This window comes from Streptomyces sp. NPDC006385 (genome assembly GCF_040612485.1).
Taxonomy (GTDB): domain Bacteria; phylum Actinomycetota; class Actinomycetes; order Streptomycetales; family Streptomycetaceae; genus Streptomyces.
Genome location: NZ_JBEXQG010000014.1, coordinates 18,343 through 34,017, shown reverse-complemented (window position 1 = coordinate 34,017; position 15,675 = coordinate 18,343). Strand labels below are relative to the sequence as shown.

The window sequence follows — 15,675 nt, the reverse complement described above, 5'->3', positions numbered from 1 at the left end:
CGGTGACAGGGAGTCGCCGCACCCCCGGGAACCATGGGGTGGTCAGACCGGCGGAGCGACGAAGCAGCCGCGGTCGGGGTCGTTGAAGGACTCCTTGGCGACCAGCTCGTTCATCGGATTCGCCGTGCCCCACTGGTCGGTGACCTCGGGCTGGGAGAAGTCGTAGACATGGGGGTGCCAGGTGTCCTCGTCCAGCTCCTCCAGCTCGGTGGTGTACTCGACGGTGTTGCCGTGCGGGTCGAGGAAGTACGTGAAGGTGTTGTCGCCCGCCATGTGGCGGCCCGGCCCCCAGATCTTGCGGAACCCGGCCCGCATCACGCGCCCGGAGCCGCGCATGTACTCGTCGATGCCGCGCATCTCGAAGGAGATGTGGTGCAAGGAGGTGTGCGGGCACTTCGCGATGGCCATGGAGTGGTGCTGGTTGCTGATCCGCATGAAGTGCATGACCTCGCCCATGTGCGGCGAGCTGAGCGTGTCGGACAGGCGGAAGCCGAGGTGGCGCTCGTACCACTGCCGGGTCCGGTCCAGGTCGGGGGAGTTGAGGACGACGTGCGACAGCTTGACCGGGATGGACTCCTTCTCCTCGATCTTGCGGTGCCGCCGTACCTCCACGTCGGCGGAGACCTCGATGGTGCGGCCGTCGACGTCGAAGAAGCGGAAGCCGTAGCCGCCGCCGGGGGTGTCGATCTTGCCCGGCTGGGAGACCAACTGGACGCCGCCCGCGAGGAGTCGCTCGGCGAGCGTGTCCACGTCCTCGGGGGACGAAGCCCCGTAGGAGACGAGGTCGAGGCGCTTCTCGTCGGCCTTGCGGAGCCGTACGACGTACTGCTCCGGGGAGCCTTCGGCGGCCAGGAAGGAGATGCCGGAGTCCTCGGCGACCTTGGTCAGTCCCCAGACGCCGGCGTAGAAGTCGAGTTGCTTGTCGTAGTCGGGCACGGCAAGGTCGACGTGCCGCAGGTGAGTGAGCAGGCGGTTGCTCATGGGGGGATTCCTCTCAGGTGAGGGCGAGCAGGGCGGCCGCGTTCGCGCCGCGTACGGCGTGGAAGTCGGCGTCGGGCAGGCGGGCTGCGCGCAGTGCGCCCAGCGGGTCGTCGGTGCCCATGTCGAAGGGGAAGTCGGAGCCGAGCAGGACGCGGTCGGCGCCGGCCACCCGGATCAGCTCCCGCAGGACGTGCGGATCGTGGACGAGCGAGTCGAAGTACAGCCGCCTCAGGTAGCTGCTCGGCTCCCGGGCGCAGTCCCGGGCGTCGGGGCGGACCCGCCAGGCGTGGTCGGAGCGGCCGATGTGGGTGGGGAGGTAGCCGCCCCCGTGCGCGGCGACCAGCTTCAGTCCCGGATGGCGGTCCAGGACGCCGGAGAAGATCAGATGGGAGAGCGCGACGGCGTTCTCGGTGGGCTGGCCGACCGTGTTGGACAGGTACCACTGGTCGAGGCGGGCGTCGAGGGTGCAGCCGAACGGGTGCAGGAAGACCACCGCGCCGGTCTCCTCCGCGCGCGCCCAGAAGGGCGCGAGCCGCGGGTCGGAGAGCTCCACCTCCCGAGTCCCGCCCGGCCCCGGGGCGTGCGAGGAGATCTCCACGCCCCGCAGCCCCTGGTCCAGGGCGTGGTCGAGCAGTGCCGCCGCGAGGTCGGGGTGCTGGAGGGGGACCAGGCCGAGGCCGTGCAGCCGGTCGGGGGCCTTGGCGCAGTGCGCGGCGGTGCCCTCGTTGGCCAACCGGCAGACGGACTCGGCCAGTTGCGTGTCGGCCCAGTAGTGGTAGTGCGACGGGGAGGGGCTCACCAGCTGGACGTCCACGGCGGCCGCGTCCATCGCTGCCAGCCGTGCGGCGACGTCCGTCAGCTGCGGCACCCGGGCGCCCACCATGGGGCCGTTGACCGCCAGCGCCGCCGAGCCGTTGCGGCGGGCGTCGAGGCCCTTGGCCTGAGCCAGGCCGGGCCGGCCCGCCACCGCGTCCTCGACCTCCGGCAGCAGGAGGTGGGCGTGGACGTCGATCGTCGGCGCGGAGGCCGTGGGCGCGGAGGCCGTGGGCGGGGTGGATGGGGGCGGGGTGGATGGGGGCATGGTCACGGCCGTTCCTTCAGCGCGCTCATCGTGCGTCCCATCAGCCCGGGCACGTCCGCGTCGCGCACCCCGTCCAGCAGCCACCGGCCGATCTGGACGGAGGCGTCGACGACCATGCGGACGCGGGGCAGCCGACGGGCGTGGAAGTCGGTGAACAGCTGCTCGTCCCAGTCGCTGCGGGTGGTCAGCAGTTCGGCGAGGACCGAGGCGTCCTCCAGGGACATCGCCGCGCCCTGGGCGAGGGTGGGCGGACAGCAGTGGGCGGCGTCGCCGACGAGCACGACCCGGCCGCGATGCCAGGGGCCCTCCACCAAGTGCCGGTCGAACCAGGTGTAGTTGACCTCGGCCGGATCGTCGATGTGCTTCACGATCTCGGGCCAGTAGCCGCCGTAGCCCTCGGCGAGCGCCCGCATCTCGTCGGCGTACGACTCCGGGGGTATCGAGGCACGGTCGCGCCTGTCCTCGACGACGTAGGCGTAGATGGTCTGCGCGCTGGTGGGGCAGTAACCCGCGATGTAGGCCGGGCCGCCGTAGGCCAGGTCGGTGCGTTCCAGGCCCTCGGGGCGTGGCGCGGCGATGCGCCAGATGGCCATGCCGGTCGGCTCGGGTTTATCGGTGACCCCGATCATGGCGCGGGTGGCCGAGCCCAGGCCGTCGGCGCCGATGACCAGGTCGTAGCGGCCCTCGCTGCCGTCGCTGAAGCGGACCGAGACGCCGTCGGCGTCCTGCTCCAGTGCCGTGACGGTGGTGCCCAGGCGTACGCCCGCACCGGAGGCGCGGACCGCCTCGATGAGGATCTGCTGGAGCCGGGGCCGCTGCATGCCGAGCGTGGCGGGCAGGTCCGCGCCACCGGTCTGGATGTCCTCCACCACGTGCAGCACGGTGCCGTCGGGCAGGGTCACGCCGACCGTGCCGAAGGCGAACCCGGAGGCTGCCACCTGGTCCCACACGCCGAGTTCGCGCAGCACCCTGAGCGCGTTGCCCTGGAGGGTGATACCGGAACCGGTGGTCGCGTTCCAGTCGGGTTTGGCCTCGACCAGGTCCACGGCGACACCGGCCCGGCGCAGCAGGATCGTGGCGGCGTTGCCGGAGGCGCCCCCACCGATGACGAGGACGGTACGGGTCCTGCCGGCCGGAGGCTGGGGGAGAGCGGGGCTGTCGGTCATGTCGGGGTCCCTCCCGAGGTTGGGCCGCACGGCATGGGCGGCGGGGATGGGTCTCGTCCGCTGCGGGTGCGGGCCGGGTCAGTCACGGGGCACTCGGTGGCGGGTGGGGCGAGTGGGTGGCGGGTCGGGGGTGGGTGGGCGTGTGGGTCGGGGTGGGCGGAGTGGCTGGGGGAGCGGGTGTCTGTGTGCGGGCGGTGGGGCGGTGCGGTGGGGGTGTCCGGTGTGTGTGCGGGCGGTGGGGCGGTGCGGTGGGGGTGTCCGGCCGGTGTGCGGGTGCAGGTCGGGTGCGGCACGGGCGTCCGGGCGGTGCGCGGTCGGTGTGCGGCTGCGGTGTGGCCGGCAGGTGCCGGGGCGGGGTGGGTGTTTGGGCGGTGTGCCGGCAGGTGCCGGGGGATGACGTGCCAGGTGTCGGGGGGAGCGTGCCCGGGGTCGGTGGCCGGGAGGCTGCGCCCGGCCGGTGGTCGTGTGTGAGGTATCCCGCCGGTGTCCGGGGTGTGGCCCACCCTCTCGGTGTCCGAGGTGGTTGTGGCGCACCGTCGGCCTCCGGGCGGTGGCGCACCCGGCGGCGGCCGGGCGTGGCGTGCCCCGTGGCTCTCCGGGCTACTTGACGGCGACGGGGTTGATGGGGGAGCCGACGGCTCCGGTGATGGGCAGCGGGGCGGCGGTGAGCCAGAACTCGTACACACCGTCCGCCGCGCAGTCCTCGGCGAGCGCCTCCGGGTCCCACATCTCGCCGATGAGCAGCCCGATGTTGGGGATGGCGATCTGGTGCAGCGGCTGGAAGGCGTTCTCGAACTCGTTGGGCCGGACCTCGAACCCCCAGGTGTCGGTGGCGATCCCGGCGATCTCGGTGCGGTGCAGCCAGCCGGCGGTGGTGAAGGACAGGCCGGGCGCGGGCCCTCCGGCGTAGTCGCCCCAGCCCTCGCGGCGGACCCGGGCCAGCTGCCCGGTCCGTACGACGACGATGTCACCGCGGCCGACGGTCACCCCGTGCGCCTCGGCGGTCGCCGTCAGGTGCTCCTCGGTGATCGCGAACCCGTCCGGCAGCTCCGGCGTGCCGTCGTCGTCCCCGATGACCCGGCCGACGTCCAGCAGCACGCCGCGCCCGGCGACATGCGGGGCCATGTGCTCGATGCCGGTGACGAGGTCGCCGTCGGAGGTCACCACCTTCTGGGCGTCCCGTCCGTTCCACGCCTTGCCGTGATCGAAGATGTGACCGAGGCCGTCCCACTGGGTGGAGCACTGCAGCGGCATGGCGATCACGTCGTCGGCGCCGCCGAGGCCGTGCGGGAAGCCCTGGTTGCCCAGGGCGGCGTCGGTGCCGGTGTCGAGCATGGTGTGCACCGGATTGGTGCGGCGCCGCCAGCCCTTCTGCGGGCCGTTCATGTCGAACCGCTGGGAGAGGGAGAAGCTGACGCCCCGCCGGACCAGCGCGGCGCCCTCGCGCCGCTTGGCCTCGTCGAGGAAGTTGAGGGTGCCCAGCACGTCGTCCTCGCCCCAACGGCCCCAGTTCGAGTACGCCTTGGCGGCCCGCGCGATCGAGCCCTCGGGGTCGTGGCGGTCCAGCGTCATGACGCGGCTTCCTCGGCCACGCAGCGGGTGCGCTGCACACCCAGCCCGGTGATGGAGCCCTCCATCACGTCGCCGTCGCGCAGCAGCCGCCCCCAGTGCATCCCGTTGCCGGCCGGGCTGCCCGTCAACACCAGGTCGCCGGGCAGGAGTCGGGCCGTCATCGAGGCGTACGACACCATGCGCGCGACCCCGAAGATCATGTCCTTGGTGGACTCGTCCTGCATGGTCTCGCCGTTCAGCTTCAGCGTGACCCGCAGGTCGCCCGGGTCCGCGATGGACTCGGCGGGGACGATCCACGGCCCGAGCGGGGTGAAACCGGGCGCGTTCTTGCTGCGCAGCCAGTCGGTGCCGATGGCCTTCATGTCCCGGCGGAAGACGGTGGCACGGTCGGTGAGGTCGTTGGCGATGGTGTACCCGGCCACGTGATCCAGGGCCTCCGCCACGGACACCCGGTGGGCCGGCTTGGCGATGACGGCCGCCAACTCCAGCTCCCAGTCCGGCTGTTCGGCCCAGGAGGGAAGGACGACGTCGTCGTACGGGCCGGTGATCGCGCTCGGCAGGCCGATGAAGACGTACGGCAGGTCCTCGGCCGCCCGCCGGTCCATGATCTCGGCGATCTCGGCTCGCGCCTCCTCGACGGTCCGGGGGTCGTCGGGGGAGCGGTGGGCGACCTCCAGGTCGATCACGTGCTGCCGGTAGTTGGCGCCGGACTGGAAGACCTGGCGCGGCTCGATGGGGGCGTGCACGCGCAGACCCTCCAACGGACGCCAGTCGAGAGCCTCTTCGTTCGCCAGGGTGTGCAGGACCGGCAGGGTCTCCTCCCACCGCTCCAGCACGCCGCGTATCCCGGACGGCGCGGGGACCAGGACCTGGCTCAGGTCCAGCACCCGGCCTTTGGCGAGCAGTCCGGGGAACGGTTCCCCGTCCGGGGCCGAGAACGTGCCGAGCGCGAACGGGCCGGCAGGTTGCGCGAGCGTTGCCATGAGATTTCCTCCCGCTGAGTTGCGGTCTACTCTGGCCCGTGATCCACGGATCACGGAAATCAATCTTTTGAATAAGGCACATCCATGTCATGGATGCCCCTCGGCTCTCTCTAGGCGGTCCTGGTGAACCTGTCCCGACTCGACCTCAATCTGGTCCTCGCCTTGCGCGCCCTGTTGGAGGAGCGCAATGTCACCCGGGCCGGCGAACGGATCGGCCTGAGCCAGCCCGCGATGAGTGCGGCACTGTCCCGGCTGCGCCGTCATTTCGACGACGAATTGCTGGCCCGCACCGGCAACGCCTACGAGTTGACCCCCCTGGGCCTGGCCCTGCGGGACCGCAGCGCCACCGCCTGCGACCTGCTGGAACGCGTCTTCTCCAGCCAGGCCGAGTTCGATCCGGCCGCCGAGCCCCGCGAGTTCACGCTGCTCGCCGCCGACTACGGCACGGCCGTCTTCGGCGCCGAGCTGGCCCGTACCCTGCACGAGGAGGCGCCCGGCATCCGGCTCACCTTCCGGCATCCGACGCCCTCCGTCGTGGAGAACACCGCCACCGTGCTGAGCACCGTCGACGGGTTGCTGATGCCGCACGGCGTCATCGACGGCTTCCCCGTCGTCGACCTGCACCGCGACCGCTGGCTGTGCCTGGTCGCCGACGACAACCCGGAGGTGGGCGACGAACTCACCCTCGACCACCTGGCCCGTCTGCCCTGGGTCGTCTACCAGCGTCCCTACGACGCCCCGGCCGCCCGCCAGCTCAGCATGCTCGGCATCAGCCCCCGCGTGGAGGTCTCCGTCCAGACCTTCCAGTTGCTGCCCCACATGGTCGAGGGCACCCGCCGTGTGGCGATGATCCAGGAACGCCTGGCCCGCAGAGCCGTACGCTCCGCCGCCGTCCGCGTCCTGCCCTGTCCCTTCGAGGCCGTACCGGTGCGGCAGGCGCTGTGGTGGCATCCGGTGCACACCCAGGACGCGGCGCACATCTGGCTGCGGCAGAAGGCGGCGGAGGTGGGCGCGGCGCTGACGGAGAACGGCACGAGCGCGTGACCGGATCCGCCGGTCCGCCGCGGTCGTGCCCGCTGGGACGGCCCGGGTGGGTGCCGGGGCGGCGGCTCGGGTCGGCGCCGGGGACTCTGCTTCGGCGGCTGGGGGAGGCCGGTGCCGGCGCGGGCTGCCCGACCCACGGCTCGGGGCCGACGTCGGGAACGGAGTCGTTGGGCAGGGCGGGAACGCCGTCGGCGTGGGCTGCGCGACTTGCGGCTCGGCGCCGACGGCAGACGTTCGGCGGGTACTTGATACGCGGCTGGAGACGCGCCCCGGGTACTTGATACGCCGGATACGTGCCGGGCAGTCAACTGGCCCGGGTGCCCGAAACTGGCCCGGGCACCCGAAACGCCGGGCCGTGCGGCTCACAGCCCGGCGTTTCGCCCTCAGCCCGCTCAGGCCAACTGCTCCGGCAGCGGCCGGGGATCCGCGGCGCCGGCACGGCGGTTGGCCGCCCACAGCCCCGCCGCGACGAGCGCCGTGGCCAGCCCCAGCACCCCCACGGCGCCGGCCAGCGAACCGACGGCCGGCTCGATCGCGAGCAGCACCAACGGGCAGACGAACTCGCCCCCGAAGAACGCCGCGAGCCACAGCCCCGTACCCCGGCCGCGGTCCTCGAACTCCAGCCGGGTCATGGCGCTGGTGAGGAGCGCGGGCAGGAGCATGCCCGTACCCACGCAGTTGATCACCGCTCCCACGACCAGCAGCGGGACGTTGCCCGCGAGGAACATCACCGCGAACCCGGCCGCGCAGAGCGCGAAGACGGCGGGCAGCATCGGGTCCGGTGAGCGCTTCAGCCGGGCGAAGGCGATCGCTCCGCCCACGGTGGCCGCGCTCGCCGCCGCGGTGGCCAGACCGATCACACCGGAGTTCTCCACGCCGAGGTCGTCGAGGAGATACGACATCTCGACCGGAACGGTGTAGAAGACCATCGCCCCGAAGAAGGTGAGGGCGCAGATGCCCGCCAACCGACGCCAGGGGAACGGGCGACGGGTCGTGGCCGACTTGGTCTCGGCGGTCCCGGAGGTCTCGGCCGTCGCACGAGCCGCCAAGCTGGGCAGTGCGGCGGCCATCAGGGGCGCGAGCAGCAGACTCACGGCATAGATCCAGAACGGCATGCGCCAGCCCGCGGCACCGGCGGCCCCGCCGATCGCGAAGAAGGCGGTGGCCGACGCGGAGGCGCACATCGTCTGCAGGGCGAGGTATTTCACCCGTCGCTGCCCCGAGTAGTAGTCCCCGATCAAGGTGGTGCAGCAGGTCATGATCGCGGCCTCGGTGACACCGACCAGGGCGCGGCTGGCGATGATCGCGCCGAGCGACTCCAGCCAGAGCGGCGCCGTGCCGAACACGGCGTACAGGACCGTCGACACGATCAACAGCCGCTTGCGCCCCAGCCGGTCCACGATGACCCCGGCGAACGGCGCGAGCAGCGCCAGCGCCAGTGCCGGAATGGTCAGCGCGAGGGGGACGAGCGCCTTGGCGCCGGGGGTCGAGGCGAAGTGGTCCTGCATCTTCGGTAGCACCGGGGCTATCAGCACCGCCCCGAGGATCGGCAGGCAACTGCCCGCCATCAGCAGGGTCACGCGCAGCAGGTGGGCCGGACCCGACACGGCGACGGGTGGCGAGGCGGTCTCCTCGACCTCGGCCGGAGGCAGGGACACGGAACCGGGCATGGCGTCTCCAGGTGGCGGCGTACGAGTGCGCGCATGCCGTCACGGGCGCTTACGGCGCACGGCATGCTGAGCGCTGGGGGAAGGCCACACGCCGGCGGCGGATCCGGACAGCGGCGTGCGGCTAGCGACGACTATGAGGCGTTCCGGGGCCCGCCGCCATCCTCCGCACGATCCGAATCCCGGATCAGCTTCATCCATGCCGTGGATGGCCGGGGCGTGGCACCGGGTACGGCCACCCCTGCGAGCGGGCCGGCACAGGCGGCGAATGCCCCCAGAACTGTGCCGACGGATCTCGGTGTCCCGGGCACTTGTGTGGGCGGTTCCTGGTGTCCCGGGCACTTGTGTGGGTGGATCCCGTGTCCCCGGCACTCGTGCGGGCGGATCGTGGTGTCCCCGGCACCCGAGCGAGCGGCCCCCGCCTCCCCGCTCGTGCGAGCAGATCTCGGTGTGCCACCACGCTCGCGAACCGCTCTGGTTTTCCCGGCCCCCGAGCGAACCGCCCTCGACCCGCAGGCACCCGAGCGAACCAACCTCGTAGCCCCGGGCGCCCGAGCGAACCACCCCCGCTATCGGGCACCCGCGCAAACGGCCCCCAAGCCCCCGCCCCGGAGCGGGAACATCGGCCGGCGTCGTCCGGCGACGTGAACTGAACAGCCTCAGCGCACCGGCAACGGCAGCACACGCCGGTAAGTGGGCACGGCGACGGCCGCCACCACGACGTGCATCGCCATCAGCGCGACGACGGCCAGCGGCCCGGCGCCGGGCTGGTCGCCGGTGAGCAGGGCCAGGTCGGGCACGAACGAGACGACCACGACCACGGGGACCAGCCACCGCAACAGCCGCTCCGGCCGGTCGGCGACGCGACGGACGACCGTCCAGCCGAGGGCGCCGAGAAGCGTGCCGATCACGGTCAACGGGACATACGCGGGCGCGTGCAGCGCGTCGAGCCGGTCGGACGCCCCGGCGGCCAGGGCGAGCAGCGCGATCGCCGCGTTGCCGAGCGAGGCCACGACAGCGGCCGCGAGCAGGCCCGCGACCACGGTCAGGGCGCGCGGGCGCCGCACGGGCGGAGCGGACGACAGGGCGTCGGACACGGAACCGGACATGGGGACCTCCCAGAGACAGGCGGTCAGGAGGACGTGAGGCGTCGACCTGGACCGAGCGGCAAATCTGTTTGAAGTATCAAGCAATTGCCACGCTACTCCGAGATGTTTGATGAGGCAAACACTTCGTTAGGATGGTCACCATGACCGGTACCGGTGCGCGATGGCTCACTCCCGAGGAGATGCGAGCCTGGATCAACTTCATCGACTGCTCGACCCTGCTGGGCGACTACCTCGACCAGCAACTGCGGCGCGACGCGGGCCTGACGCACGCGGACTACGAGCTGCTCGCGCGGCTGTCCTCCGTGCCCGACCGCACTCAGGGGATGTCGTCCCTCGCCGAGCAGCTCAAGTTCACCCGCAGTCGCCTCACGCGCGCGGTGATCCGCCTGGAGGACTCCGGCTACGTGCGGCGCAAGGACGACCCGGCCGACCGGCGTGGGCAGTTGGTGGAACTCACGGACCAGGGAATGCGGTTGCTGACCGGAGCGGCTCCGGGCCATGTCGCGGCCGTCCGCCGGGCGGTCTTCGACGCACTCGACCCGGAGCAGGTGGAGCAACTGGCGGCCATCACCGGCGCCGTCGTCACCGCCCTCAAGCGGGCCGACGAGGAGGACGCCTATCCGGCGGCCCTGCCATGGCATCGCCGCTGACGGATCTCCCGCCTCCTGCCTCCCTCTCATCCACCGCGTCGTTCATGCTGATGAATAAGAATCAAGTACGCGTCCCTTGACGCGTTCACAGCAAAAGCCTACCTTCCCGGGAAAGCGCTTTCAGGCTGCGATGCGACATCCGGCCACCCGGGCCGTTCACCCTCTCGAACCCGCCGCATCGCCCTCAAGCGTCGCCACAGAAGGCGCCGGCAGGTCAACACCCAGCATGCGAAGGCGAATGGGGAGACGAGATGAGGCGATCAGTCGCACTGCGACTCTGCGCGGCGCTGGCCATGACGGGCCTTGCCGCCGCGACCGGTGCGGTACTGCCGACGTCCGAGGCGTCGGCGGCGACCGGGGGCGTCACCGGCTACGCGACCCAGAACGGGGGGACCACCGGCGGTGCGGGCGGGCGGACGGTGCGGGCCACCACGGGGACCGCCATCCACGCGGCCCTGTGCGGCCGGGCGAGCACCAGCACGCCGATCATCATCGAGGTCCAGGGGACCATCAACCACGGCAACACCAAGAAGGTGTCGGGTGCCGGCTGCGACACCGCCGACGGCGTGATCGAGCTCAAGAAGGTCAGCAACGTCACGATCATCGGGGTCGGCAGCGGTGCCCTCTTCGACCAGGTGGGCATCCACCTCCGCGAAGCCAAGAACGTCATCATCCAGAACGTCACCGTCCGCAACGTCAAGAAGTCGGGCTCGCCGACGTCCAACGGCGGTGACGCCATCGGCATGGAGCGCAACGTCCGCAACGTCTGGGTCGATCACACCGTCCTGGAGGCGTCGGGCGGGGAGTCGGAGGGGTACGACGGCCTCTTCGACCTGAAGGACAACACCCAGTACGTGACCCTGTCGTACAGCGTTCTGCGCAACTCCGGCCGTGGTGGCCTCGTCGGGAACAGTGAGAGCGACCGTTCGAACAGCTTCATCACGTACCACCACAACCGGTACGAGAACATCGACTCCCGCGCCCCGCTGCTGCGCGGCGGCGTGGCGCACATGTACAACAACCACTACGTGCGCCTCAACGAGTCCGGCATCAACTCCCGGGCCGGAGCGCGCGCCAAGGTGGACAACAACTACTTCGAGGACTCCAAGGACGTCCTGGGCACCTTCTACACCGACGTCGCCGGATACTGGCAGGTCAGCGGCAACATCTTCGACAACGTGACCTGGTCCCGCCCCGGCAGCGAGAACCACCCGGCGGGCCCGAACCCGCAGTCCAACACCACGGTCGGCATCCCGTACTCCCACAGCCTGGACGCGGCCAGTTGCGTACCGAGCATCGTGAGCCGGACGGCGGGCGCCAACAAGGGCCTTCAGGTGTCGGACGGCAAGTGCTAGCGGCGGACGCCGACAGAGCCCGGCCGCAGGCCGGGGGCGAGGATCACGCCGGGTGGCGGAGTCGTCCCGCCGCCCGGCGGGTTCGTCCGAGGCCCCCGGTTCCGCCGGTCACCGGCCGTTTGGCTGTGTGCCCTGGGGTGCGGGCTCGTGCGGGGTGACGGTCTCGCCCTTGATCACCCGGGGTGCCGCCGGATCGCCCTCGTCCTTCATGGCCCTGGCCTCGGCCTTGAGGATGCGCGCCGACTTGCCCGCCGAACGGGTCAGCTCGGGGAGCTTCTTGGCGCAGAGGACGGCTATGACGACGAGGAGGATGATCGCGAGTTCGCTCAGTCCGAACATGAGGGTCCTGTCCTTCCGGGGGGCTCGGGACGCCGGGTCGCGGGGAGAGCAGCATCGCACGGCCGAGCGGTGGCTGAGATGACGGCGTCATCCCTGCGGTCTACAGTGCTGTAGAAATCGGTCGGCCGGAAGGGAGAGTCGGCCGGAAGGGAGACAGGGCATGGCGGATCACCGTCAGCGTCCCCGGCGCCGAGGGCAGGGCGAGCTGGAGGTGCTGGTCCTGTCGGCGCTGCGGGAGGCGAAGGGACCGGCGACGGCCGGCTGGGTCCAGGAGCGGCTCGGCGGCGACCTCGCCCATACGACGGTGATCACGATCCTGACCCGGCTGCTGGCCAAGGGCGCGGTGACCCGGGAACGCGCGGGCCGGTCCTTCGCGTGGACGCCGGCGTCGGACGAGGCGGGCCTCGCGGCGCACCGGATGCGCAAGGTGCTGGACGCCGAGAGCGACCGGGAGGCCGTGCTGGCCAGTTTCGTCACCGGTCTGGGGCCGGACGACGAGCGGCTGCTGCGCGAACTGCTGGGTCGGTCCCGGAGCGAAGGGGAAGACTGACGCCGCATGGGGGTCTTCGTCCTTCTGCCGCTCGTCCTGCCGCTCACGGCATGGCCGATCGCCCGCCTGGCCGAGCGGCACCTGCATCCCCGCACGGCGACGCGGCTGCTCACCGGCGTCGCCGCGGTGATGGCGGTCTGCAGCACGGTGTGCCTGGGCCTGGTGATGGTGGTCGGCACCGCCCAACTGCCCGGCAACCCGCTGCCCGACGGCTGGTCGGACCCCGAGGTGCGGGCGGCGGTGCCGTACGACGAGGTCGTCGGCAAGGCGGCGATTCCGGCGCTGTGCGCGGTGGTCGTGGCCTGCGGCCGCACATTGTGGCGGCACGGTCGGCTGCGCCGCCGGGCCCACCGGGCGCTGGCCGGGCTGCCGGGGACCGGCGTGGCCGTCCTCCCCGACGAGGCGCCGTACGCCTACGCGCTGCCGGGTGGCCGCCGGGGCCGCGTGGTGGTGACCACGGGGCTGCTGCACTGTCTCGAACCCGCCGAGCGCCGGGCGCTGTTCGCCCATGAGCGGGCCCATCTGGCCGCGCGGCACCACCGTTTCCTGCTCGCCGTCCACCTGGCCGCGCGGGCCAACCCGTTCCTGCGCCCGCTGCGTACGGCGGTGTCGTACACGGCGGAACGCTGGGCGGACGAGGAGGCGGCCCGGACCGTCGGCAGCCGTCGGACGGTGGCGGGTGCGATCGGCAAGGCGGCGCTGGTGTCCCGGGGCGCTCCGGTCGCGAGGCCCGACGGCTTCGCGACCCTGGCGGGCTTCGCGGCGCCGGCGCCGGGGCCGGTGCCGCGCCGGGTGGCCGCGCTGCTCGGGCCCGCTCCGGCGGTGCGCCGCTGGCCGTCGCTGTTCACGTCGGTCGGCCTCGCGGCGTGGTGCGCGGCCGCGGGGACGGCCGCGTCGGCGATGTCGTCGGCGAACGCGGCGGTGACGATGGTCCTCATCCTGCACGCGGCGACGCCGCTCTGAACGGGGGCCGCCCGTCCGGGAGTCGGGCACGAGCGGCCGACGCGCGGCACGCGCCGACCCTACGGACGTCGCGGTCCCGTTCCGCCGACTCCCGAGAAAATTCGCGTACTCGTTCGGTCCAGGCAACGGATGTTGCGAAGATCGTGGTCTGTTCATTGGTGGGGCGTGCCGGGCGTCGGTTCCGGCCGTGTGTCTACAGAGGGGGCGCGGGTGAGCGGTTCGGGGAAGCGGCGACGGGCGTCGGGCGGTGCGAGGAAGGCCGGGCCGACGCGGCGGGGGCGGATCCTGGCCTGGAGTGCGGGGGTGACCTCGGTGGTCGTCCTCGGCATCGCCGGGGTGGGCGCCTGGGTCTACCAGGACCTCGACAACAGCATCAATTCCGCCGACGTCGATGACAAGATCGGCGGCGGCCGACCCGAGAACCTCAGCCCGGGTTCGAAGAACATCCTGGTCGTCGGCTCCGACAGCCGCGACGGCGCCAACGCCGAGTACGGCAAGGATCTGACCACCATGCAGTCGGACACGCTGATGGTGCTGCACGTCCCCGCGAACCGTGAGTGGGCCGCGGTCGTGTCGTTCCCGCGTGACTCCTGGGTGGAGATACCGGCGTGCGACCGGGGCGACGGCGGCACCTCCGACCCGCATCACGCCAAGATCAACGAGGCGTTCGCCATCGGCGGCACCAGCGGTGAGGTCGCCGGGGCCGCCGCCTGCTCCATCAGGACGGTCGAGGCGAACACCGGCTTGCGCATCGACCACTTCATGTCCGTCGACTTCCAGGGCTTCAAGGGCATGGTCGACGCCCTGGGCGGCATCGAGGTCTGCCCCGAGCAGGCCATCCGCTCCAAGAAGGCCCGACTGGACATGGAGCCCGGCTGCCAGAACGTCGGCGGGGAGAAGGCCCTCGGCTATGTGCGGGTCCGCTACGGCGTCGGCGACAACTCCGACATCGGACGCATCGGACGCCAGCAGGAGTTCATGGACGCCCTGGCCGAGAAGGCGCAGGCAAAACTGACCAGCCCGAAGGCGCTGTACGGCTTCCTGAAGTCGGCCACGGGGTCCCTGACCACGGATCCCGAACTGGCCGGCATCAAGCCGCTGTACGGACTCGCCTCGGAGCTCAAGGGAATCCCGAGCGACCGCCTGGCGTTCCTCACCGTGCCCAACTACCCGCGCCAGGCCGACGTGCCCTCCGACGAGGCCAACGTCGTCTGGCAGTACCCGCTGGCCGCCGACCTGTTCGCCGCCCTGGCCAGGGACAAGGAAGTCGACAAGAAGGAGTTGGACGCGGCCGCGAAGAAACCCCTGTACGCCTCCTCCGTGCGCGTCCAGGTCCTCAACGGCACCGGAACCTCGGGGCTGGCCGCCACCGTCGCCGACGAGCTCCGCGAGGCCGGTCTCGCCGTGGCCGGCACGGGCAACGCCCCGCAGACCACCGACACCACGACCGTCACCTACCCGGCGGGCCTGGAGAAGCAGGCCAAGGCGGTGGCCACCCGCCTGCCCGGCGTCCGGACCGCGCAGGATCCGGCCGCCGCGCCGGGCGTGGTCACCCTGGTCGTCGGCAAGGGCCTCGACGTCGACGGCATCCGCTGACGCGGCGCGCCGGGCGGACCGCTCATGGCCGTCCGGCACCCGGGGCGGTGGTCGTTCAGAGGCCGAACTCGTGCGGCGGCAGATCGAGCGCGTAGCACGCCTCGCGGACCACCGCCCGCTCGTCCTTGTCGAAGTCGCCGTCGGCACCGCCGATGACGATGCCGATCTGGACGACGGCCCGCGCCTCGGCGGGCTTCTTCCTCGCCTTGGCGATCTCCTGCAGCACGCTCACCTTGCCGAAGTCGAAGTCGGCGGTGAGCCGGTTCAGGTTCTCCTCGAAGCGCCGGCGCAGGTCGTCGGCCGGGAAGTTCTGCAGCACCTCGTTGGCGGCGATCAGTTGGGCCACACGCTGCCGCTCGGAGGGGTCGACGGTGCCGTCGGCGGCGGCGACGAGCGCGCACATGGCCATGCTCGCGTCGCGGAAGGCGCCGCTCTTGAGGTCGTTCTTCTTCGCCGTCAACTGGGTCTGCATCGTCGACGCGGACTCCTTGAGGCGGTCCCACAGGGCCATGAGAACTCCAAACGAGTACGGGGCTCGGTGGCCGGCCAGGGTGGCGGCCACTTGTTCTACAGTAATGTAGAAGCAAGCGGGGTGGTTCCCGCCGGGCGGGGGCCCGGG

The 15,675-nt window shown here is 71.7% G+C and carries 14 protein-coding genes and 1 pseudogene; 6 read left to right on the top strand and 9 right to left on the bottom strand.

Going from position 1 to position 15,675, the window contains the following annotated elements; genetic code table 11:
* Positions 1-42: 42 nt before the first annotated feature.
* From ABZ078_RS13740 to ABZ078_RS13720, 5 genes are all read right to left on the bottom strand, one after another.
* Entirely contained in the window at positions 43-981 is a 939-nt protein-coding gene (locus tag ABZ078_RS13740) for a VOC family protein (RefSeq protein WP_356574837.1), read from the bottom strand.
* Between the two features lie 13 nt (positions 982-994).
* Positions 995-2,062 carry an amidohydrolase family protein gene (locus ABZ078_RS13735; RefSeq protein WP_356574836.1) on the bottom strand — a complete coding sequence of 356 codons (1,068 nt, stop codon included), beginning with the start codon at positions 2,060-2,062 and terminating at the stop codon, positions 995-997.
* 2 nt (positions 2,063-2,064) lie between these two features.
* Complete coding sequence (locus tag ABZ078_RS13730) at positions 2,065-3,228, bottom strand: FAD-dependent oxidoreductase (protein ID WP_356574834.1); 1,164 nt, start codon at positions 3,226-3,228, stop codon at positions 2,065-2,067.
* A 600-nt stretch (positions 3,229-3,828) separates the two neighbouring features.
* Positions 3,829-4,800 (bottom strand): cyclase family protein, encoded by a 972-nt coding sequence (locus ABZ078_RS13725; RefSeq protein WP_356574832.1) that lies wholly within the window; start codon positions 4,798-4,800, stop codon positions 3,829-3,831.
* Positions 4,797-5,783 (bottom strand): fumarylacetoacetate hydrolase family protein, encoded by a 987-nt coding sequence (locus ABZ078_RS13720; RefSeq protein WP_356574830.1) that lies wholly within the window; start codon positions 5,781-5,783, stop codon positions 4,797-4,799. The genes ABZ078_RS13725 and ABZ078_RS13720 overlap by 4 nt, the downstream gene beginning before the upstream one ends.
* 123 nt (positions 5,784-5,906) lie before the next feature.
* Between ABZ078_RS13720 and ABZ078_RS13715 the strand changes: the two genes are divergently transcribed.
* On the top strand, positions 5,907-6,827 hold the full coding sequence (locus ABZ078_RS13715; RefSeq protein WP_356574828.1) for a LysR family transcriptional regulator: 921 nt from the start codon (positions 5,907-5,909) through the stop codon (positions 6,825-6,827).
* Between the two features lie 392 nt (positions 6,828-7,219).
* Here ABZ078_RS13715 and ABZ078_RS13710 read toward each other — a convergent pair whose 3' ends face one another.
* Complete coding sequence (locus tag ABZ078_RS13710; protein ID WP_356574826.1) at positions 7,220-8,497, bottom strand: MFS transporter; 1,278 nt, start codon at positions 8,495-8,497, stop codon at positions 7,220-7,222.
* Between the two features lie 656 nt (positions 8,498-9,153).
* Entirely contained in the window at positions 9,154-9,603 is a 450-nt protein-coding gene (locus tag ABZ078_RS13705; RefSeq protein ID WP_356574825.1) for a DUF6069 family protein, read from the bottom strand.
* Between the two features lie 140 nt (positions 9,604-9,743).
* Between ABZ078_RS13705 and ABZ078_RS13700 the strand changes: the two genes are divergently transcribed.
* On the top strand, positions 9,744-10,253 hold the full coding sequence (locus ABZ078_RS13700; protein ID WP_356574823.1) for a MarR family transcriptional regulator: 510 nt from the start codon (positions 9,744-9,746) through the stop codon (positions 10,251-10,253).
* A gap of 251 nt (positions 10,254-10,504) precedes the next feature.
* A pseudogene (locus ABZ078_RS13695) lies at positions 10,505-11,605 on the top strand (pectate lyase); the annotation flags it as partial.
* A gap of 111 nt (positions 11,606-11,716) precedes the next feature.
* Here ABZ078_RS13695 and ABZ078_RS13690 read toward each other — a convergent pair.
* Positions 11,717-11,947 (bottom strand): twin-arginine translocase TatA/TatE family subunit, encoded by a 231-nt coding sequence (locus ABZ078_RS13690; RefSeq protein ID WP_356574821.1) that lies wholly within the window; start codon positions 11,945-11,947, stop codon positions 11,717-11,719.
* A gap of 160 nt (positions 11,948-12,107) precedes the next feature.
* Between ABZ078_RS13690 and ABZ078_RS13685 the strand changes: the two genes are divergently transcribed.
* The 3 genes from ABZ078_RS13685 to ABZ078_RS13675 all read left to right on the top strand — a co-directional run bounded on the left by ABZ078_RS13685 (position 12,108) and on the right by ABZ078_RS13675 (position 15,056).
* A complete protein-coding gene (locus tag ABZ078_RS13685) occupies positions 12,108-12,497 on the top strand; it encodes a BlaI/MecI/CopY family transcriptional regulator (RefSeq protein ID WP_356574819.1) in 390 nt (129 codons plus the stop codon).
* Positions 12,498-12,503: 6 nt separating this feature from the next.
* Entirely contained in the window at positions 12,504-13,460 is a 957-nt protein-coding gene (locus ABZ078_RS13680; RefSeq protein WP_356574817.1) for a M56 family metallopeptidase, read from the top strand.
* 210 nt (positions 13,461-13,670) lie between these two features.
* Positions 13,671-15,056: an LCP family protein gene (locus tag ABZ078_RS13675; RefSeq protein ID WP_356574815.1), complete on the top strand. Its 1,386-nt coding sequence runs from the start codon at positions 13,671-13,673 to the stop codon at positions 15,054-15,056.
* Positions 15,057-15,111: 55 nt separating this feature from the next.
* Here ABZ078_RS13675 and ABZ078_RS13670 read toward each other — a convergent pair whose 3' ends face one another.
* Entirely contained in the window at positions 15,112-15,567 is a 456-nt protein-coding gene (locus ABZ078_RS13670; RefSeq protein ID WP_356574813.1) for a tellurite resistance TerB family protein, read from the bottom strand.
* Between the last annotated feature and the right edge of the window lie 108 nt (positions 15,568-15,675).